This window comes from Bradyrhizobium sp. RP6, assembly GCF_003837805.1.
In the GTDB taxonomy this organism is placed as follows: Bacteria; Pseudomonadota; Alphaproteobacteria; order Rhizobiales; family Xanthobacteraceae; genus Bradyrhizobium.
In genome coordinates, this window is record NZ_RQIT01000002.1 from 606,308 (window position 1) to 627,160 (window position 20,853).

At 65.3% G+C, this 20,853-nt stretch carries 18 protein-coding genes; 11 read left to right on the forward strand and 7 right to left on the reverse strand.

Annotated elements, in window-relative coordinates:
• The first annotated feature begins 122 nt into the window (after positions 1-122).
• The 7 genes from EHH60_RS07755 (at position 123) to der (ending at position 7,731) form a co-directional block, all read left to right on the forward strand.
• Positions 123-1,745, forward strand: coding sequence for a peptide chain release factor 3 (locus tag EHH60_RS07755; protein WP_124158855.1), 1,623 nt, complete (start codon positions 123-125; stop codon positions 1,743-1,745).
• 158 nt (positions 1,746-1,903) lie between these two features.
• The gene (locus tag EHH60_RS07760; RefSeq protein ID WP_124158856.1) at positions 1,904-2,446 is read left to right on the forward strand and encodes a UCP034077 family protein; all 543 of its coding nucleotides are present in this window, start codon (positions 1,904-1,906) and stop codon (positions 2,444-2,446) included.
• 196 nt (positions 2,447-2,642) lie between these two features.
• Positions 2,643-3,227, forward strand: a complete 585-nt coding sequence (locus tag EHH60_RS07765; protein ID WP_124158857.1) for an NnrU family protein — start codon at positions 2,643-2,645, stop codon at positions 3,225-3,227.
• A gap of 72 nt (positions 3,228-3,299) precedes the next feature.
• On the forward strand, positions 3,300-4,892 hold the full coding sequence (locus EHH60_RS07770; RefSeq protein ID WP_124158858.1) for a class I adenylate-forming enzyme family protein: 1,593 nt from the start codon (positions 3,300-3,302) through the stop codon (positions 4,890-4,892).
• 166 nt (positions 4,893-5,058) lie between these two features.
• Positions 5,059-5,712, forward strand: coding sequence for a tetratricopeptide repeat protein (locus tag EHH60_RS07775; protein WP_124158859.1), 654 nt, complete (start codon positions 5,059-5,061; stop codon positions 5,710-5,712).
• 46 nt (positions 5,713-5,758) lie between these two features.
• A complete protein-coding gene (locus EHH60_RS07780; protein WP_124158860.1) occupies positions 5,759-6,298 on the forward strand; it encodes a hypothetical protein in 540 nt (179 codons plus the stop codon).
• Between the two features lie 50 nt (positions 6,299-6,348).
• Positions 6,349-7,731: a ribosome biogenesis GTPase Der gene (gene der / locus EHH60_RS07785; protein ID WP_124158861.1), complete on the forward strand. Its 1,383-nt coding sequence runs from the start codon at positions 6,349-6,351 to the stop codon at positions 7,729-7,731.
• A gap of 141 nt (positions 7,732-7,872) precedes the next feature.
• Here the strand turns inward: der and EHH60_RS07790 are convergent, their stop codons facing one another.
• The 5 genes from EHH60_RS07790 to radA form a co-directional block, all read right to left on the reverse strand.
• Positions 7,873-9,099: an ABC transporter substrate-binding protein gene (locus EHH60_RS07790; protein ID WP_124158862.1), complete on the reverse strand. Its 1,227-nt coding sequence runs from the start codon at positions 9,097-9,099 to the stop codon at positions 7,873-7,875.
• 338 nt (positions 9,100-9,437) lie between these two features.
• Positions 9,438-10,178, reverse strand: coding sequence for an SDR family NAD(P)-dependent oxidoreductase (locus EHH60_RS07795; RefSeq protein ID WP_124158863.1), 741 nt, complete (start codon positions 10,176-10,178; stop codon positions 9,438-9,440).
• Positions 10,179-10,309: 131 nt separating this feature from the next.
• Positions 10,310-11,833, reverse strand: a complete 1,524-nt coding sequence (gene purF / locus EHH60_RS07800; protein ID WP_124158864.1) for an amidophosphoribosyltransferase — start codon at positions 11,831-11,833, stop codon at positions 10,310-10,312.
• A 28-nt stretch (positions 11,834-11,861) separates the two neighbouring features.
• Entirely contained in the window at positions 11,862-12,491 is a 630-nt protein-coding gene (locus EHH60_RS07805; RefSeq protein WP_124159076.1) for a CvpA family protein, read from the reverse strand.
• A gap of 167 nt (positions 12,492-12,658) precedes the next feature.
• Complete coding sequence (radA, locus tag EHH60_RS07810; protein ID WP_028178043.1) at positions 12,659-14,104, reverse strand: DNA repair protein RadA; 1,446 nt, start codon at positions 14,102-14,104, stop codon at positions 12,659-12,661.
• A 196-nt stretch (positions 14,105-14,300) separates the two neighbouring features.
• On the opposite strand from radA, the gene EHH60_RS07815 reads away from it, so the two are divergent.
• Both EHH60_RS07815 and EHH60_RS07820 read left to right on the forward strand, forming a co-directional pair.
• Positions 14,301-15,449: an ABC transporter substrate-binding protein gene (locus EHH60_RS07815; RefSeq protein WP_124158865.1), complete on the forward strand. Its 1,149-nt coding sequence runs from the start codon at positions 14,301-14,303 to the stop codon at positions 15,447-15,449.
• The gene (locus EHH60_RS07820) at positions 15,449-17,509 is read left to right on the forward strand and encodes a putative bifunctional diguanylate cyclase/phosphodiesterase (protein ID WP_124158866.1); all 2,061 of its coding nucleotides are present in this window, start codon (positions 15,449-15,451) and stop codon (positions 17,507-17,509) included. The genes EHH60_RS07815 and EHH60_RS07820 overlap by 1 nt, the downstream gene beginning before the upstream one ends.
• An 11-nt stretch (positions 17,510-17,520) precedes the next feature.
• Here EHH60_RS07820 and EHH60_RS07825 read toward each other — a convergent pair whose 3' ends face one another.
• Entirely contained in the window at positions 17,521-18,246 is a 726-nt protein-coding gene (locus EHH60_RS07825; RefSeq protein ID WP_124158867.1) for a sulfite exporter TauE/SafE family protein, read from the reverse strand.
• A gap of 516 nt (positions 18,247-18,762) precedes the next feature.
• Here EHH60_RS07825 and EHH60_RS07830 point away from each other — a divergent pair.
• The gene (locus EHH60_RS07830; RefSeq protein WP_124158868.1) at positions 18,763-19,539 is read left to right on the forward strand and encodes a potassium channel family protein; all 777 of its coding nucleotides are present in this window, start codon (positions 18,763-18,765) and stop codon (positions 19,537-19,539) included.
• 265 nt (positions 19,540-19,804) lie between these two features.
• Here the strand turns inward: EHH60_RS07830 and EHH60_RS07835 are convergent, their stop codons facing one another.
• Positions 19,805-20,575, reverse strand: a complete 771-nt coding sequence (locus tag EHH60_RS07835; RefSeq protein ID WP_124158869.1) for an exodeoxyribonuclease III — start codon at positions 20,573-20,575, stop codon at positions 19,805-19,807.
• Positions 20,576-20,615: 40 nt separating this feature from the next.
• Between EHH60_RS07835 and EHH60_RS07840 the strand changes: the two genes are divergently transcribed.
• Entirely contained in the window at positions 20,616-20,837 is a 222-nt protein-coding gene (locus tag EHH60_RS07840; RefSeq protein ID WP_124158870.1) for a cysteine rich repeat-containing protein, read from the forward strand.
• The last annotated feature ends 16 nt before the right edge of the window (positions 20,838-20,853 follow it).

Consider the following 20,853-nt stretch of genomic DNA (forward strand, 5'->3'; position numbering starts at 1 on the left):
GCTGAGGTGCTGAGAAACGGAAGGCCGTCCTTCCCGAAAGCCGATATGGGACTGGCCGAATGGCTCCGCAATCACCAAATGAGGCTTGATCAGGCCCGTTTTCCCTGCCACACGCTCCCGCCATGTCCGACATCGCCATCACCACAGCCGAATCGCCGGCCCGTTCCCCGCTTGCCGCAGAAGTGGCGCGGCGGCGGACCTTTGCGATCATCTCCCACCCCGACGCCGGCAAGACCACGCTGACCGAGAAGCTGCTGCTGTTCGGCGGCGCCATCAATCTGGCCGGCCAGGTCAAGGCCAAGGGCGAGCGGCGCAATACGCGTTCCGACTGGATGAAGATCGAGCGCGAACGCGGCATCTCGGTCGTGACCTCGGTGATGACCTTCGAGTTCGAAGGGCTGGTGTTCAACCTGCTGGACACGCCGGGCCACGAGGACTTCTCGGAAGACACCTATCGCACGCTGACGGCGGTCGATTCCGCGGTGATGGTGATCGACGCCGCCAAGGGCATCGAGGCGCGCACCCGGAAGCTGTTCGAGGTGTGCCGCCTGCGCGACATTCCGATCATCACCTTCATCAACAAGATGGACCGCGAGAGCCGCGACGTTTTCGAGCTGCTCGACGAGATCGAGAAGACGCTGGCGCTCGACACCACGCCGATGACCTGGCCGGTCGGTCGCGGCCGCGACTTCCTCGGCACCTATGACGTCGTCAATGGCGGCGTGCGCCTGCTCGAAGGCGGCGGCGCCAAGACCGGTGCGGCGCAGCAGATCGAGATCGAAGAACTGGCCAAGCTCAACGCCAATCTCGACGTCTCCGCCGTGAAGGACGAGCTCGAGCTCGTCACGGAGGCGTCAAAGCCGTTCGAGCTCGAGGCGTTCCGCGAAGGCCATCTGACGCCGGTCTATTTCGGCAGCGCGCTGCGCAATTTCGGCGTCGGCGACCTGCTGGAAGGCCTCGGCAAGTTCGCGCCCGAGCCGCGTGCGCAGGACAGCGACCAGCGCAAGGTCGAGGCCACCGATCCGCGCATGAGCGCCTTCGTGTTCAAGATCCAGGCCAACATGGATCCGAACCACCGCGACCGCATCGCCTTCGCGCGGCTGTGCTCCGGCAAACTCAGCCGCGGCATGAAGGCGAAGCTCGTGCGCACCGGCAAGAGCATGCCGCTGTCGAGCCCGCAATTCTTCTTCGCGCAGGATCGCTCCGTGGCGGACGAAGCCTTCGCCGGCGACGTCGTCGGCATTCCCAACCACGGCACGCTGCGCATCGGCGATACGCTGACGGAAGGGGACGATTTCAACTTCGTCGGCGTGCCGAGCTTCGCTCCGGAAATCGTCCGCCGCGTCCGTCTCACCGACGCGATGAAGGCGAAGAAGCTGAAGGAAGCGCTGCAGCAGATGTCGGAGGAGGGCGTGGTGCAGGTGTTTCGCCCGCGTGACGGCGCGCCGGCTCTCGTCGGTGTGGTCGGTGCGCTCCAGCTCGACGTGCTGAAGGCTCGGCTCGAGGCGGAGTATTCGCTGCCGGTCGAGTTCGAGGTCAGCGAATTTCAGCTGGCACGCTGGGTCTCCTCGGAGGACCGCAAGAAGCTCGACGCCTTCATCGCTGCCAACACCTCCAGCATCGCCGACGACGTCGACGGCGATCCCGTGTATCTCGCCCGGAACGAATTCTATCTCGGCTACACCAGGGAGCGCGCCGAGGGCATCGAGTTCAGCAACGTCAAGGACGTCAAGAAGAAGGGGTAGGGCAGCCACGTCCCTCCGCCGTGCAGCCATACTGTCCGCTGCCATGCCCCGGCATGACCTCAAGAGCGGATTTGAACGCGTATGTGAACGAGCGCAGGCTTGATACCGGGGCGGCCGGTGCCGATTTCCATCGGGATGGGTCCTGTGGTTTCGTGGTCATGTGGCGCTTCATCCTTGTGCTCCTCCTTGTGACGATCCTGCCGGCATCGGCCGACGCGTGGCGCCGCCCTCTCGAAGAGGAGCCGTTCTCGTATGAGCCGTGCGGCGGGCCTTTTCAGGGACCTTGCATCACCGAAATTCCATTTCCATTCGGCGAGACTCTCCAGCTCACGGTCGAGAGCGTTCCTGCGCAAGCCGACATTGCGAAGTACCGGCGGCCCGATCATGACCTTGATACGATCGGCGACCTCTTCGCCGAGCTGCGTTCGTGTTGGTCACCTCCTCCCGCTGACCATGCGCGGGCGGGCATGCAGATGTCGGTGCGGTTCAGCCTCAACCGATCGGGCGGTCTGATCGGCCCGCCGCGCATGACATTTGCGACTGCGGGTGTCCCCGCCGACACCCGCGCGACCTATCTCGATGCCATCAACGCATCGTTGAAGGCATGCCTGCCGCTGAAATTCACCAGCAGCTTTGGCGGCGCGCTGGCCGGCAAGCCGATCGCGATCCGCTACGTCGACAATCGCGAGCTTGCGAAGTAGCACCGCTCTGTCTCCTCATCCTGAGGAGCGCGCACCGCGCGCGTCTCGAAGGGATGAAAGGCGACGCTGTCGCACAGCCGGGCCTGCATGGTTCGAGACGGCGCTGAGCGCCTCCTCACCATGAGGAAGAGTTGCGACAGCGAGCCAATCGATGATACCTCAGAGGCTGGGGCGCTGGTCAAAAGGGGAGAATGTCGTGGGTCTGCTGGTCATGATCCTGGGGCTTGCGCTGTTTTTTGCGGCGCATGTGTTCACCACCAAACGCGAGATGCGCGCCGAGGCGATCGCAAGGCTCGGCGAGGGATCCTACAAGATCCTCTATTCGCTCATCTCGCTGGCGGGGCTCGCGATGATCATCTGGGGCTATGCCCACTATCGCGCCACGGGCTGGATCGACGTCTGGTATCCGCCGAAGGCCATGAAGCACATTACGCTCGCATTGATGCTGCCGGCGGTCATCCTGGTGGTGGCCTCTTACTTGCGCGGCCGCATCTATGCGACCTTGAAGCATCCGATGCTGGCGGGCATCAAGCTGTGGGCCGCCGCGCACCTGCTCGCCAACGGCGATCTCGGCTCGATCATCCTGTTCGGCTCGTTCCTGGGCTGGGCGGTGTATGACCGTATTTCGCTCAAGCATCGCACCGACGCCGGCGGCCCGCCGATTCCGGTCGGCGGCATCACCAACGATCTGATCGCAGTTGCGGTCGGCATCGTCGCCTATTTGGCGCTTGCGTTCGCGTTCCATCCGGTCGTGATCGGTGTTCCCGTCATCGGTGTCTAGCCGGTCAGCACAAGACGAGACCCGGATGTCCATGCGCGGAAGCTGGTAAGAGCAACAAGCAGAGGGCCTTCGATGGATTGGTCGCATTCGCAGATCCCGCCGATGCGGTATGAAGCGCGCTTTGGCGATCGGGTCGTGCCCGCCTTCCGGGATCGGCCGGCGAGCCTGTGGGCGATGATCGCGGAAGCCTGCGCCCGCAACGCCAGCGGTGAAGCGCTGATCGCGGGGAATGTCCGCCTGAACTGGCAGCAGGCCGTGGAGCAGGCCGCACGGATTGCAGCGGGATTTCGCAAGCTCGGATTGCGGCGCGGCGATCGTGTCGCGATCCTGCTCGGCAACCGCATCGAATTTCCCCTGCTGCTATTCGCCGCTGCGCATGAGGGCCTGGTGACGGTGCTGCTCAGCACCCGCCAGCAGAAGCCGGAGATCGCCTATGTGCTGGCCGATTGCGGCGCAAAGATCCTGATCCACGAGGCCTCGCTCGCCGAGCGGCTGCCGGATGCGCAGGATGTGCCCGATGTCATCCATCGCATCGCCGTCGACGAGGATCCGGCTCGGTCGCGTTTCGCCGTGCTCGCCGACAACCCCCCGGCGCCGGCGCCGGTCGAGACGAGCGAGGAGGACACCGCGATGATCCTCTACACCTCGGGGACGACAGGCAAGCCGAAGGGCGCGATGCTGGCCCATTGCAACATCGTTCATTCCTCGATGGTGTTCGTGTCCTGCCTGCAGTTGACGGACGTCGACCGTTCGATCGCCGCGGTGCCGCTCGGCCATGTCACCGGCGTCGTCGCCAACATCACGACAATGATCCGCTGCGGCGGCGCGCTGATCATCATGCCAGAATTCAAGGCGGCCGATTACCTCAAGCTCGCCGCACGCGAGCGCGTCACCTACACGGTGATGGTGCCGGCGATGTACAATCTCTGCCTGCTCCAGCCCGATTTCGACAGCTATGATCTGTCGAGCTGGCGCATCGGCGGCTTTGGCGGCGCGCCGATGCCGGTCGCGACCATCGAGAAGCTCAAGGCGAAGATTCCCGGCCTGAAGCTGATGAACTGCTACGGCGCGACCGAGACGACGTCGCCGTCGACGATCATGCCGGGCGAATTGACGGCGAGCCACATCGACAGCGTCGGCCTGCCGTGTCCGGGCGCGCGCATCATTGCCATGGGACCGGACGGGCGGGAGCTTCCTCCTGGCGAGATCGGCGAGCTCTGGATCCAGAGCGCCTCCGTCATCCAAGGCTACTGGAATAACCCCAAAGCCACGGCCGAAAGCTTCACCAGCGGGTTCTGGCACTCGGGCGATCTCGGCTCGGTCGACGGGGAGGGGTTTGTCCGCGTGTTCGACCGGCAGAAGGACATGATCAACCGTGGCGGCCTGAAGATCTATTCGGCCGAGGTCGAATCCGTGCTGGCGGGGCATCCCGCCGTGGTCGAGAGCGCGATCATTGCGAAGGCGTGCCCCGTGTTGGGCGAGCGCGTCCACGCCGTGGTGGTGACACGCACGCCGGTGGCCGACACCGACTTGCGGGCTTGGTGCGCGGAGCGGCTGTCCGACTACAAGGTTCCCGAGACCTTGGCGATCACGGCCGAGCCGCTGCCGCGCAACGCCAATGGCAAAGTGCTGAAACGGCAGCTGCGGGAGCTGCTCGGAAGCTGAGCCGGACGGGGTTCTCCGGGCCTGCCCCGGGTGGTTAACGCCTTGATCGGCCTCGCTTTGCCTTGCCACCGCCATATCGTTAGGGTACCCCGCGGCCACGTGGGGACGGGATTCCTGACGCGAACGCTTTGGCGCGCGCACCCGGACGGGCATGGGATTAAGATAAGTGTCTGAATTATTTAACGAAGTCGACGAGGAAGTACGTCGCGAACAGCTCAAGAAGCTGTGGGACAAGTATTCGATCTACTTCATCGCCCTGATGGTGCTGGTCGTGGCCGCCGTCGGTGGCTGGCGCGGCTACCAATATCTGGAGGCCAAGAAGGCCGCTGAGGCCGGCGCCGCCTTCGAGAAGGCCGTCGAGCTGTCCGAGCAGAACAAGCACGCCGACGCCGAGAAGGCCTTCACCGAGCTCGCCGCCAAGGCTCCGTCGGGCTATCGAACCCTGGCGCGGCTGCGCGCTGCCGCCGAGGCCGCGAGCCGCGATCCCAAGGCCGCCGCGAAGATGTATGACGACATTGCCGCCGACCGCAGCATTGGCGGTGAGTGGCAGGATCTGGCGAAGATCCGCGCCGCCGGCCTGCTGCTCGACAGCGCCAGCTACGCCGACATGCAGCAGCGGCTGGAGCCCTCCGCCGCACCGAAATCGACCTTCCGCCACAGCGCCCGCGAGATGCTGGCATTGTCGGCCTGGCGCAACAACGACATGACCGCAGCCCGCAAATGGCTCGACGCGATTGACGGAGACGGCGAAACGCCGCCCGGCCTGCGCTCGCGTGCCGAGGCGCTCCAGGCTCTGCTGCCGCCCGTCGCCAAGAGCTGAGCAAGAACAGCTGACGACGGCCCTCTGACTTGAGACGAGACACAAGATGCGCCGCACGCCACGCTTGATCGCAGCCGCCGTCCTCATCGCCTTCACCGGCGTGCTGGGCGGCTGCTCCAGCTTCGATCCAAGCGACATGCTCGACTTCCTCGACACCAAGAAGAAGCTGCCGGGCGACCGCAAGCCGGTGTTCCCGGAGGGCGTGCCGGGCCTCGAGCAGGGCGTGCCGAAGGAGCTGTACAAGGGCGCGCAGCAGCAGCCCGATCCGAACGCGCCTGCCGTCGCAGCTTTGCCTGCGGAGCCGCCACCGGAGCCGGCCAAGCCGGCGAAGGGCGCCAAGGCCGCGAAATCGCGACAGCCGGTCGCCGCCGCGCCGGCCGAAGCGCCGGCCGGTGAGGTCGACGGCGAAGCCCAGCCCGAGGCCGCGCCGGCCGCTCCGCCGCCCAAGCACAAGATCGTCCGCAGGCGCACCACCGCGCCGCCGCCGGACCAGCCCGTCCAGCAGGCGCAGCCCGCCCAGCCCGCGCAGCAGCAAACCCAGAGCGCCTTCCCGGCGCCGCTGCCGAGCGGCAGCTTCTCGCGCTGATATTTCCCATTGCATTGACAGGCGCAGCCTCGGCAGCGCACGAATGACCGATGTCCTTCACGATCGCCATCATCGGCCGGCCCAATGTCGGCAAATCGACGCTGTTCAACCGCCTGGTCGGACAGAAGCTCGCGCTGGTCGATGACCTGCCGGGCGTCACCCGCGACCGCCGCGAAGGCGAGGCCAGGCTCGGCGACCTCCAGTTCACGATCATCGATACCGCCGGCCTCGACCAGGGCGCCAGGGGCTCGCTGACCGCGCGCATGCAGGAGCAGACCGAGACTGCGATCGCGCAGGCCGACGCGCTGTTCTTCGTCATCGATGCCCGCATCGGCCTCACGCCCACCGATCGCGCCTTCGCCGATTTCGCCCGCAAGGCCAACAAGCCGGTGCTGCTGATCGCCAACAAGAGCGAGGGCAAGCATGGCGATGCCGGCGCGATGGAGGCCTTTGCGCTCGGCCTCGGCGATCCCATCCAGATATCCGCCGAGCATGGCGAGGGCATGGGCGAGCTCTATGACGCACTGGCCAAGCTGATGCCGGAGCCCGTCGACGAGGACGAGGGCGAGGAGGATGCGCCGCTCTCGGAGGAGGAGGCCGCGACGCGTCCGATCCGGGTTGCCATCGTCGGCCGGCCCAACGCCGGCAAATCGACGCTGATCAATCATCTGCTCGGCGAGGAGCGTCTGCTGACCAGCCCGGAGGCCGGCACCACGCGCGATTCCATCGCAGTCGAGATCCACTGGAAGGGCCGCGATTTTCGCGTCTTCGACACGGCAGGCCTGCGTCGACGCTCGCGGATCGAGGAGAAACTGGAGAAGCTTTCGGTCGCGGACGCGTTGCGCGCGGTGCGCTTTGCCGAGGTCGTCGTGCTGATGATGGACACGCAGAACCGCTTCGAGGAGCAGGACCTGCGCATCGCCGATCTGATCGAGCGCGAGGGAAGGGCGGTCGTGCTCGCCGTCAACAAATGGGACCTGATGGAGACCAAGGGGGGCGGCGCGATCTCGGGCCTGCGCCGCGATGCCGACCATTGGCTGCCGCAGCTCAAGGGCGTGCCTATCGTCGCCGTCTCAGGCCTGATGGGCGAGGGCATCGACCGCCTGATGCAGGCGATCCAGGACGCCTACGCGGTCTGGAACAGGCGCGTGCCGACGGCCGCGCTCAATCGCTGGTTCGAGCAGGCGATCCAGGCCAATCCGCCGCCGGCGGTGTCCGGCCGCAGGCTGAAGCTGAACTACATCACCCAGAACAAGGCGCGCCCGCCGAGCTTCGTGCTGTTCTGCTCGCGTGCGGACGTGGTGCCGCAATCCTACTTGCGCTATCTCACCAACTCCATGCGCGAGACCTTCGAGCTGCCGGGCACGCCGGTGCGTATCACTCTTCGCGAGAAGGCCAATCCTTTCGCGCACAAGCGCAAGCGGCCGTCGTGAGCGACGGCTCCGGCGAGGCGACAGCGCAGGGCGCTGCGCCAGTCCGGCGCGATCGCTGGCGGCGACGAAGACAGTCCGAAACGCCAATGCCCGGGACGAGCCCGGGCATGATCTGTGTGACGTCGCGTAACCGCTACGCGGTCACTTCTTCACCAGCGGGCAGTCGCTGTCCTTGAGCGGCTTGGCTGCGTCTTCAGGCGCGATGGTGGCGACCAGCTTGTAATAGTCCCACGGGCCCTTCGACTCCTCGGGCTTCTTCACCTCGAACAGATAGGCCGGGATGAGGCGGCGGCCGTCGGCGCGCAGCGGTCCGTTGCCGAACAGCGGATCGTCAGTCGGCAGCTCCTTCATCTTGGCGACGACCTTGGCGCCGTCATGGGGATTGCCCCCGAGCGCTTCCATCGCCTTGAGATAATGCAGCACCATCGCGTAATTGCCGGCCTGGGTCATCGAGGGCATCGCGTTCTTGCTGGCCAGCGCCGAGAAGCGCTTGGACCATTCGCGGGTCTTGTCGTTCAGGTCCCAGTAGAACGATTCAGTGAAGGTCAGGCCCTGCGCGGTCTTGAGGCCCAGCGAGTGCACGTCGTTGATGAACAGCAGCAGCGCGGCGAGCTTCTGGCCACCCTGGACGATGCCGAACTCGGCGGCCTGCTTGATGGCGTTGGTGGTGTCGCCGCCGGCATTGGCGAGGCCGATGATCTTGGCTTTCGACGATTGCGCCTGAAGCAGGAAGGAGGAGAAGTCCGCGGTGTTGAGCGGGTGCTTGACGCCACCGAGCAGCTTGCCGCCGTTGGCGGTGACCACGGCGCTGGTGTCGCGCTCCAGGGCGTGACCGAACGCGTAGTCGGCGGTCAGGAAGAACCAGCTGTCGCCGCCGGCCTTGGTCAGCGCCTTGCCGGTGCCGTTGGCCAGCATGTAGGTGTCGTAGGTATAGGAGATGGTGTTGGGCGTGCAGGCCTTGCCGGTGAGGTCTGCCGTGGCCGCGCCCGAATTGAGCAGCACCGCGTTCTTCTCCTTGACGAGATTGCTCACCGCGAGCGCTACGCCCGAGCTCGGCGTGTCCGCAATCGCGTCGACCTTCTCGTTGTCGATCCACTGCCGGGCGATATTGACGCCGACGTCAGGCTTGTTCTGGTGATCTCCGCTCAAAACCTCAATCTTCCAGCCCTTCTTGAGCAGGCCGGAATCCTCGACCGCCATCTTGATCGCGACCACGGAGTTCGGGCCGCCGATATCGGCATAAAGGCTCGACATGTCGTTGAGCACGCCAATCTTGACCGTCTTGTCCTGGGCGAAGGCGGATGTGGCAAAGCTGAAGGCGACACAGGCCAGAAGGGCCGCGGAGCGGCGCGCGAACGTCGTCGTCATAAAAGGTTTCCTCCATTGTCAAATATGCGGACGGCTCTCTTGCGGAGCCTTGTTCCGGCTGATGGCTCTAGCCTGTCCCACGGCCGGCGGCAATGCGCCTAAAGCTGGATGACGCTGCGTCGTAGCGTCATCCGTCGGTTAACCTTCGGGCAAAATGCGTTGAGACGCTATTTGAGCGCGCTGATGTCAGCTTGAATTTCCGGATGTGCTTTCCGATATCGGCCTCGGCGGTATAGTCGTTACCCTTGGCATCGATCGCCGTGCCCGATGTGACCGAACTGCCGACGTTGCTGCCGCCTAAGCGCGGGCCATCAATCGTGGGGAGGCAATCGGGTCAATCAGGCCGGCGCGCGGAAGCTCATCACGGTGCGGGTCTTGTAGTCGTAGAACTTGCCGGTCTCGGTCCAGCCAGGCCCACACATCGGCACGATGAATTCGGCGACCTGCTCGGGCGTGTCGAGCGTCGCCGGATCCTCGCCCGGCATCAGCGTCGCGCGCATGCGCGTGCGGACCGGGCCGGGATTGAGCAAATTGACTCGCAGCTTCGTATTCGCCGTCTCCTGCGCCCAGGCGCGGGCCAGCGTTTCCAGCGCGGCCTTGGACGCGGCGTAGGGGCCGACATAGGCGGTCGCCTTACTGGCGGCGCCGGAGGTGATGAACACGGCGCGCCCGGCGTCCGACTGCCTCAGCAGCGGCTCCATGCAGCGGATCAGCTGGAAGTTCGCGGAGACGTTCACCGCCATCACCTCGTTGAACGTCTTCAGCTCGATATGGCCGAGCGGCGAGGACGGGCCGAGCACGCCGGCATTGCCGACGAGGATGTCGAGCTTGCCGTAGCGCTCGTGCAGGCTGGCGCCCAGCCGCGCGATGCCGTCGGAATCGCTGAGGTTGAGCGGCACCAGCGTGGCGCTGCCGCCGTCCTTGCGGATCTCGTCGTCGAGTTCTTCCAGCCCGCCCTGCGTGCGCGCCACCGCAACGACATGCGCACCCGCCTTGGCCAGCGCCCTGGCCGTGGCGAAGCCGATGCCGCGCGAGGCGCCGGTAACGAGAGCGATGCGGTCAGCGAGGGACTTGGTCATGGCGGGGTTTTACAGGCGTGGATGGCCGGGACAAGCCCCATCACGGCACCTGTCATTCCGGGATGGTGCAAAGCACCAGACCCAGGATCCCGGGTTCGGTCCTTACGGACCGCCCCGGGGTGACGCCTTCGTCAGCTCGCCTCGGCCAGCAGCGACAATTGCCGCGGTTGGGGCTCGGTCTGGGTCTGGTCGGTGAGGTGGGTCGGATAGGCGCCGGTGAAGCAATGGTCCGAGAATTTCGGATTGGCGGGGTCGCGGCCGGGCTCGCCCATGGCGCGGTACATGCCGTCGATCGACAGGAAGGCGAGCGAGTCCGCGCCGATGATCTCGCGCATCTCCTCCAGCGAATGAGTCGCCGCCAGCAGGCCGCCGCGGTCGGGTAGGTCGATGCCGTAATAGTCGGGATAGAGGATCGGGGGCGAGGCGAGGCGGAAATGGACTTCCTTGGCGCCGGCATCGCGCATCATGCGCACGATCTTCTTCGAGGTGGTGCCGCGCACCAGGGAATCGTCGATCAGGATGATGCGCTTGCCTTCGATCGCAGCGCGGTTGGCCGAATGCTTCATGCGCACGCCGGATTCGCGAATCGCCTGCGTCGGCTGGATGAAGGTGCGGCCGACATAATGGTTGCGGATGATGCCGAGCTCGAACGGCACGCCGGAATGCTGGCTGTAGCCGACTGCGGCGGGCACGCCGGAATCCGGCACCGGCACGACGACGTCGATCGGCACGTGGCTCTCGCGCGCGAGCTGCGCACCGAAGGCCTTGCGCACCTCGTAGACCGAACGGCCGTGGACGATGGAGTCCGGACGCGAGAAGTAGATGTATTCGAAGATGCAGGGACGCGGCGCCATCGGCGGGAACGGCTTGTGGATGTCCTGGCCGCTCTCGTCGAACACGATGACTTCGCCGGGCTCGATGTCGCGCACGAAGCGCGCGCCGATGATGTCGAGCGCGCAGGTCTCCGAGGTCAGGATCGGACAGCCGTCGAGATCGCCGAGTACGAGCGGGCGGATGCCGCGCGGATCGCGCGCGCCGACCAGCTTCTTGTTGGTCAGCGAGACCAGCGCATAGGCGCCTTCGATCTCGCGCAGCGCGTCGATATAGCGCTCGATGAAGCGGCTCCGCTTGGAGCGCGCGACCAGGTGCAGGATCACCTCGGTGTCGGTGGTCGACTGCATCATCGCGCCATGCCGCACCAGCTCGCGGCGCAGCGTCAGGCCGTTGGTGAGGTTGCCGTTATGGGCGACGGCGAGACCGCCGGCATTGAGCTCGGCGAACAGCGGCTGCACGTTGCGCAGGATGGTGGCGCCGGTGGTGGAATAGCGGACATGGCCGACCGCGACATTGCCGGGCAGGCGGTCGATCACCTCGCGGCGGGAAAAGGTGTCGCCGACGAGACCGAGGCGGCGTTCCGAGTGAAAGCGGCTGCCGTCGTAGGAGACGATGCCGGCGGCTTCCTGGCCGCGGTGCTGGAGGGCGTGAAGACCGAGCGCGGTGATCGCGGCCGCATCAGGGTGACCGTAGATGCCGAACACGCCGCATTCCTCGCGCAGCGTATCCCCCTCCAGATCGTCCTGAAGCTCGAGCGCGGCCGGGCCCGAACTGGCCCTGAGATCAAGATCAAACTGGGCGTCCTGGTCAGGGTGTCGCATCTCGTCCGCGCCTTTCTTTAGGGGCCAATCAACGCGCCGCAGGTTTCTCGATCAGCTTCTTCATGCCGTCACGAGCCGATTTACTGTATCCGTCGGCACTGCCCGAAGGCTGCTGCTCGGATTCAGCTTGATCATCATCTGGTTTGTTTTTCTTGAATCTCTTCAAGATGGTGTTCTCGGGGTCGTCAGGCAAGAGGGCCATCAGCCAGTCCCCGGTTCCCTGGAGCACCACGCGGGACTTGGCCCCCGTGACCCAGTCCGGACGCTGCTTGTCCGGAACCAGCCAGGTGAAGAACAGGAAGGCGACCACGACGATCAAAAGCCCGCGAGCCAGGCCGAACAGGAAGCCGAGGGTGCGGTCCAGCGCGCCGATCCGCGAATCCAGGATCATGTCGGAGATGCGCACCGTGATCACGGAGACCACGACCAGGGTGCCTACGAACACGCCGGCGACCACGACGACGCTCGCGACCGTGTCGTTGTTGAAATAGGTCTTGGCCGTCGGCAGCAGCTTCGAGAACGAGTACAGCGTCACGATCGCCGCCGCGCCCCAGGCCGCAATCGACAGGATTTCGCGCATGAAGCCGCGGACCATGGCGAGCAGGCCCGAGATCAGCATCACACCGAGCAGGATCAGGTCGAGGAGTGTTACTGGCATCGGCTGGTCTGGTCCGCTCGTACTGTCGAAGGCGCTCAGCGAATCGGTGTTTGGCCGCTGCCCTAAAAGAAGGGCAGACGGCGTTCCCGGCAAGGCCGCAACCACGCAATCCCATGCTGCTTTTGTGACGGCTGTATAGCGGCGAGGGCCTCCGGCGTCACCTCCACCTAACCCTCTCCGCGGCGGAATCTTGCCGGTGTGGCATTTTTCTCTGCCGGGGCGTTCGATTCGCCTCGGCGGGAGCCGCGGGCGGCGATCTCGGCCACCAAGGTCGTCAGGCTGTTCACCGCATTCAGCGACAATCCGGCATCGCCGCCGGTCTCGCCGCGTGCCGATTCGGGCAGCACCGCGCGCTGGAAGCCGAGTTTTGCCGCCTCCTTCAGCCGCGCCGGGGTCTGCGCCACGGGGCGGACCACGCCCGAGAGCGAGATCTCGCCGAAATAGACGGCATCGGTGGGTAACTGCGCATTAACCAGCGACGACACCAGCGCCGCGGCGGCGGCGAGGTCGGCCGCGGGCTCGTGGATGCGCAGGCCGCCGGCGACGTTCAGATAGACGTCGTGGCCGGACAGCTTGACCCCGCAATGCGCCTCCAGCACCGCCAGCACCATCGACAGCCGGCTCGGGTCCCAGCCGACCACGGCGCGGCGCGGGGTGCCGAGCGAGGTCGGGGCCACCAGCGCCTGCAATTCGACCAGGACGGGCCTTGTGCCCTCGATGCCCGCAAAGACTGCGGTGCCGGGCGTGCCGAGATCGCGCTCGGACAAGAACAGCTCAGAGGGGTTGGTGACCTCGCGCAGGCCGAGGCCGGTCATCTCGAACACGCCGATCTCGTCGGTCGGGCCGAAACGGTTCTTCACGGCCCGCAGGATGCGAAATTGCTGCGAGCCTTCGCCCTCGAACGACATCACCGCGTCGACCATGTGCTCGACCACGCGGGGACCTGCGATCTGGCCGTCCTTGGTGACGTGGCCGACCAGGATGATGGCGGCGCCGGTTTTCTTGGCGAAACGGATCAGCGCCTGCGCCGAGGCGCGTACTTGCGTCACCGTGCCGGGCGCCGATTCCACCGTGTCGGTCCACATGGTCTGGATCGAGTCGATCACGATCAGCCGCGGCACCGCGCCCTCCGACAGCGTCGAGACGATGTCCTCCACGGAGGTCTCGGCGGCGAGCTGGACCGGTGCGTCCGACAGCCCGAGCCGCTCGGCGCGCAGGCGCACCTGGGCGACCGCCTCTTCACCGGAGATGTAGACCACGCGGTGGCCGGCGCGCGCCAGCAGGCTGGTCGCCTGCGTCAGCAGCGTCGACTTGCCAATTCCAGGATCGCCGCCGACCAGCAGCACCGAGCCGCGGACGAAGCCGCCGCCGGTGACGCGGTCGAGCTCGGTCATCCCTGAGGACAGGCGCGGCGCATCCGGACTTTTTCCGGCAAGGCTCTCCAGCGCGAACGTTCGGCCCTTGCGTTTGGAGCGGATCGACACCGGAACGCTGCCGCTCGTGTCTTCTTCCGCGAGTGTATTCCACTCGCCGCAGGACTCGCACTTGCCCTGCCAGCGGTTATAGGCCGCGCCGCAGTTCTGGCAGACGAAGGAGAGGGTGCTCTTGGCCATGGGGAACAGATGAGTCGAGGTTTCAACTTGCTGGATAGCACGGAACGGCGGCCGCGATGGCCTGCGCTTCGATTATCTCAATCCGACACGATAGATATACCGTTCATTAGCTCTGTGCCGCTGTGGCCGGGTTGATTTTGCGAAGTATTAGCGGACGCGGGTCCACCCTAGGACCAATGGGGGCCGGCGAAGAGAAATGACGAGATTCCTGCGAATATTGCTCGCTGCGGGCATCGTCTGCGGCGTTATCGCGTCCGCCGGCGGTAGCCTTGCCAAGCCCCTCGACATCGTCTTCGTCAATCCCGGCAAGACCGGCGAGGTCTACTGGGACATGGTCGCGCAGACCATGCAGGCCGCCGGCCGCAGGCTCGACGCGCATGTCGAGGTGCTGACCAGTGAGCGGAATTACCGCACCATGCAGGAGCTCGGCTTCGGCGTGGTGGCACGTCCCGACAAGCCCGATTTCCTCATCCTGTCGAACGAGGAGTCCGCTGCCGTCCCGATCCTGGAGGCGGCCGAGGCTGCAGGCGTCAAGACGCTGCTGCTCTCGAACACGCTGATCGGCGAGGATGCGGCGCGTTTTGGACCGCCGCGCGAGAAGCTCAAGACCTGGCTCGGCGACATCACGACCGATCTGCAGACCGCGGGTGCACGGATGGCCAATGCGCTGATCGGGGCGGCGCGTGCCGAGAAATGGCAGAGCCCCGACGGCAAGATCCATATTCTCGGAATCGGCGGCGACGAAATCACTCCGGCCTCGATTGCCCGTAACGCCGGCCTCAAGCTGGCCGTGGATGCCGCGCCTGACGTCGTGGTGGACCGGCTGCTGTTCGCCAACTGGACGCAATCGGAGGCCGAGCGGGTCACGGCGAACTACCTGGGTTGGGCTTCTCGCAAGGAGATCCGGCCTGCCGGCATATGGGCCGGAAACGATCCGATGGCGCTCGGCGCGCTCCGCGCTGCGATCGCTGCCGGCCTCGTGCCCGGTCGAAACATCAAGGTCGTTGGACTCAACTGGTCGGAGGACGCGCTGCGCGAGATCAAGGCGGGCCGTCTGCTGCTGACCGACGGCGGGCATTTCCTGCTCGGCGGCTGGTCGATCGTTCTCCTGCGCGACTATGCCGATGGCTGCGATTTCGCGGCCGTTTCGCCCCATGTCGAGGTCAAGACGTCTGCGATCACGCGCGACAACCTCGCTTCGGTTGGCGACCTCATCAGGATGCGTGCGTTCGACCGGATCGATTTTACGCGGTTCCGGGCCAAGGCCGGACGCTGCGGCCAATATGACTTCTCCCTCGATGCGCTGATCTCGTCGCTGCCGCTTCCCGAAGGCGTTGCGGACTGATGCGCAAGGATGAGGCGATGACCGATCCGGATCGCGACCAGCAGCCAGCGCCGCGCCTGCGCTCGGTCGTCCACGCGATGATCTGGGCCACGGTGCCCGTTCTGCTGCTGGTGCAACTTCTGGCCTCTGCCGGTGTCGAGGCATCGAGCTTCTGGTCGCGCGTCAGGCAGCTCGACGCCCGCATGGTCCGGGTCGCCGAGAGCCGGGCCGAGCTGATCGCCGAACCGCTGTGGAAGATGCGCTACGACCAGGTCACGGGCGTGCTCAACGAGATCATGCACGACGAGACCATCGCGGCGGCCGTCTATGACGATACCGGCGCCGCGATTGCCCGCGTGGTCGCCCGGCCCGACGACCAGGTCGTCGAAATCTCGCGCCCGATCCGCTACAGCAATGGCAACATGGCCGTTCAGGCCGGTCGCATCGCCATCGCTTATTCGCGCGCGACGTTGTACGCGGATGCGGGCAGCCGCCTGGTGCTGCTGCTGGTGGTCGGCCTGCTCGCAACCGTTGCGACCCTGATCGCCATGCGGATCTCCGCCAACGTCTTCATCGGCCGGCCGCTGGCGGCCATGATGTCGGCGATCCAGCGCAGCAAGCAGGATGGCCGGGCCTATCCGGCGGACGTCACGTCCTCGAACGAATTCGGCCAGCTCGCGCGCGCCTTCAACGCCATGCAGCACACGACGTCAGGCGCGCTGGACCGGCTCGGGCACATGGCGACGCACGATCCGCTCACGGGGCTGCCGAACCGGCGCTCCCTGACCGAGCGCCTGGCCGTGGCAAGCCGGGACGGGGGCTCGCCGGATACGCTGGTCGCGTTCTGCTTCATCGATCTCGACGACTTCAAGGGCATCAACGACACCTTCGGTCACGAGGCCGGCGACAAGTTCCTGGTTCAGATCTCGGAGCGTCTTCGCGGAGCGGTCGAGGTGGAGGACTGGGTTGCACGGCTCGGCGGCGACGAGTTCGTCGTCATTCGTCCCGAGGTGAGCCACGAACAGGCCGCGCACGCATTCGCTCAGCAGGTGCTGGACGCCATTTCCGAGCCGATCCGCCTCCACGACAAGCAAGTGGTGCCGCGCGCCAGCATCGGGCTTGCCGTGCGTCGCGCCGACGATCCGGAGCTGTCGCATCTGCCGACGCTCGCCGACATCGCGCTCTATCATGCCAAGAGCAAGGCGCCCGGCACGGTCGCCGTACTGGACGAGGCGCTGCAGCGCGACTATCGCCGCCGGAGGGATCTCGAGCTCGCCATTCCCACCGGGTTCGCCGAGGGACAGTTCGAGGTCTGGTACCAGAGCCAGGTCGATCTCGAAACCCACGAGGTTGTCAGTCTGGAAGCGCTGATCCGCTGGCGGCATCCTGAGCATGGCGTGATCGGCCCCGGCGAATTTCTGCCGCTGATCGAGCGCAGCGGCAACAATGCGCGGCTGACTCGCTACGTGCTGACCGATGCCTGCCGGGCCTTGCAGCGGTTGGCCGCCGCCGGCAGGCCGCAGATCCGGATCGCGATCAACCTGCCGCCGTCCGAACTTGCCGACCATTCGCTCGCCGCCGAGCTGCGTGCGACCTGTGCGCGCTTCGATGTTGCGGCCTCATCTCTCGAGCTCGAGATCACCGAGGGATCGCTGATCAACAACATCGCCAGCGCCTCCGAAACGCTGCATCGCCTGCGGCGCTTGGGTGCCACGATCGCGCTCGACGATTTCGGTACCGGCTACAGCTCGCTGGCTCATCTCAGGCGCTTCCCGCTCGACAAGGTCAAGATCGACAAGGCATTCATCCGGGAGATCCCCGAGAGCGCGGAGGACAAGGCCATCGTCGGCGTGATCGCATCGCTTGCCGGCACGTTGGGGCTGACCCTGGTCGCAGAAGGCATCGAGCGCGCCGAGCAGGCCGAGGCGATGCGTGACATGGGCGTGAGGTTCGGGCAGGGCTTCCTCTATCAGAGGCCGCAGCCGCTCGAGGCCCTGTTGCAATGGCTCCGCCGGCAGCCGGCGGTGCCGGGACGCGGCATCTCCGAGAGCCCATCGATCGCTCCGGAATTCGCCGCCTGAGCGCGGCCGTCTCAGGGCTGAGCCGCGCTCCAGAGCATCGAGAGCCCGGCTGCGATCATGATCGCGTCCATGACCAGGCGGAACACGTCCGGCTTCAGATGCAGCACGAAGCGTTTTGCGATGAAGGCGCCCGACATCAGCGAGGAGCCCGCAATCAGGCCCTTCATGAAGACGTCGCCGGTCAGTGCGCCGAAGCGCTCGAATGTCACCGATTTCGCGAAGTAGAGCCCGAGCGACGAGGCCGCTTCGGTGGCGAGGAAGGCGCCCTTGCTGAGGCCGTAGAACAGGAACAGCGGCACGCTGAGCGGGCCGGTCGAGACCACGATGCCTGTGAGATAGCCGATGACTGCGCCGCCGACGGCCAGATGCCAGAGATTGGCCTTGAGGTCATGCCGCGCCAGCCAGTGCCGCACCGGCACCATCGCGATCAGGAAGATACCGATGGCGAGATCGACGACGTGCGAGGGCAGCGCCAGCAACGTCCGCGCGCCGAGCGCTGCGGCCGGAATGCCCGTGACCGAATAGGCCGCGCAGGCCCGCCAATCGACCTCACGCCACCAGGCCAGAATCCGCGAGAAGTTCGCCATCACGGAGGCGACTGCCATGATCGGCACGGCCTCCTTCGGCCCATAGGCATAGACCAGCACCGGCATCAGCATGATCGACGAGCCGGTGCCGACGATGCCGGAGATGGTGCCGGCGACGAGGCCGACGCTGAGGACGAAGAGAAAGGCCAAGGGCGGTCGCTCCCGGAATCGGAGCAGTGTAACCGGAGGCGGCGGCGAGGGCGAATGCCGGGCGCGCTCAGTGAAACCGCAGGCCGTGACGAGACTCCCAACGGTTCCTTTCGAGACAGCCCCTGTCCCGCCACTCGCTTCAGGGCACGGACTCGGTCCGAGACGTCCCGACCGGCCATCCTGCCGTTCTCCTGGTTTTCGTTGGACGCAAAGGAGGTCCAGCCGGCCCGCCACTGCGGGATAGGCGGAGACGCTCAGAAGAACATCGACGAGCCGATCTTGCATCGTTGGCGCGCGCGATATTGCTCGGCGAGCTTCCGGTATTCCTCGGATTAGAGCATTCAGCTCCCGAAACGGAGCTGAACGCCGAGTCGACTTTCTCGTTCCTGAATCGTCCGGGCCGCCCCTCAGGTCGGCAGATGATCTCCTGTTTCAGCCGGAGATGGCAGCGATCGGGTTGGAGTTTGCCGCGCGTTCAGAGTTGCAATCAGCGGTGCAAGTCGCAATCATGATTCAATGACCTTCACGTCTCTCAGAAGCAACGTCCGTCGCCTCTACGAGGGCGCAACGCCGAGCGGCGTACGCTTCCGCTATGCGCTGCTCGCCTTCGATATCGTGACGGTGCTGTTCATCATCGCAACCTCGTTCCTGCAGCCCAGTGAGATCATTGAAACGCTCGATGTCCTGTTCGGCGTCATGCTGCTTGCTGACTTCTCGGCACGGCTCCTCGTCGATCCGCATCCGTTTCGAAAATTCAGTCAACTCGCGACGTGGGCCGACATGGTTGCGATCGTATCCTTCCTGGCACCGCTTGCCGGCGAGGCAGGCGGCTTTCTCCGGATCCTGCGAACGCTGGGGCTGCTTCGCGACTACCAGATGCTGGTGAGGCTGCGCATCGATTCTCCGTTCTTTCGTCGCAACGAAGAGGTCATCTTCGCCGTCACGAACCTCGCCGTCTTCATCTTCGTCATGACCGGAATCGTGTACGAGACCCAGAAGTTTCGCAACGACGATATCCGAAACTATGCCGATGCCCTGTATTTCACCGTCACCGCGCTGACGACGACCGGCTTTGGCGACATTACCTTGTCAGGCACGTTCGGCCGCTTGATCACCGTCGTGATCATGATCTTCGGCGTGACGCTGTTCTTCAATCTCGCCCGCGCGCTCCTCAGTCCCCACAAGGTGCGATTTCCATGCCCGACTTGCGGGCTCCAGAGGCACGATGCCGACGCCGTGCATTGCAAGGCCTGCGGCAAGATTCTCAATATCCCCGACGAAGGGGCAACCTGAAGGGCTCTAACTGCCGGCGATGCGGATGGACGTCTTTTGATGGTGACATCATGCCAGTGTTTTGCCCGATGGATCAACGATGTATTTCGGAATAACCGTAGTTCATTGAGCGGACAGGGGTCGGCTACTGTGCATGGGGTTGTTTTTCAATTTTTTGTTTTGACCGACCCGCTGTTGAGAGCATGCCGGCGGAAGGGCCGGCTACGATTTCGATCTGGATGCCGTGCCGGTGAACGTGATCGACGGCAGGAATGTGTGATGAGGATCACCGCAGCACCACCCATGCCGGCGCGTGATCGCTTGCGCCATCCTCTGCGCGGATCTTCTTGTCGACGCCGGCTTTTGCCAGGCGCGGGGCGAGGGCAGGGCTGAGCAGGAGATGATCGAGCCGCAGGCCTGCGTCGCGCGGCCAGCGGTTTCGCTTGTAGTCCCAGAACGTGTAGATGCGCTGGCCCGGGTGCAGCTCGCGCACCGCGTCGCACCAACCTTGTTCGACCAGCGACGCGAAGGCCGCGCGACTCTTCGGCTGGATCAGCGCATCCTTGTCCCACGAGCGCGTCGGGTAGATGTCGATCTCGGTTGGCGCGACGTTGTAGTCGCCGGCGAGCACGACGGGCAGGTCCTGCTTGATGAACGTTCTGGCGTGGCGCTTGAGCCGTGCGAACCAGTCGAGCTTGTAGTCGAATTTCGGTCCCGGCTGCGGATTGCCGTTCGGCAGGTAGATGCTGGTGACGATGATGCCGCGCACGGCGGCTTCGATGTAGCGGGCTTCGAGATCTTCAGGCTTTCCCGGCAAGCGCTCGCGGGTGAGAATGGGCTCGGCATCACGGGCCAGGATGGCGACGCCGTTCCACGTCTTTTGTCCACACCAGACCGCGCCGTAGCCGGCCTTTTCGATCGCAGCCGCCGGAAATTCGCCATCACTTGCCTTCAACTCTTGAAGCGCGACGACATCGGGCTTTGCGACACGCATCCATGCCAACAGATTGGGCAGGCGTCGGTTGATGTTGTTGATGTTGAATGTCGCGATCTTCATGTAGAGCTACCGGCTCCCGCCTTCCGTACCCGGAGATACAATGTCCAAATTGAGTTTTGTTGCCATCGCACTCGTCGTCGCGTTCTCCGGAGGCGCATCGGCACAATCGTCCGATCCGCGCGGCGCGTGCAAGGCGGACTACGACAAATTCTGCGCCGGCATCGCGCCGGGCGGCGGCCGCGTCGTCGCCTGCCTCAACGGCAAGCGCGACCAGCTCAGCGACACCTGCAAGACGGCGTTGGACAGCAGGAAGAAGAAGTAAGCAATCCCTTCCGTGT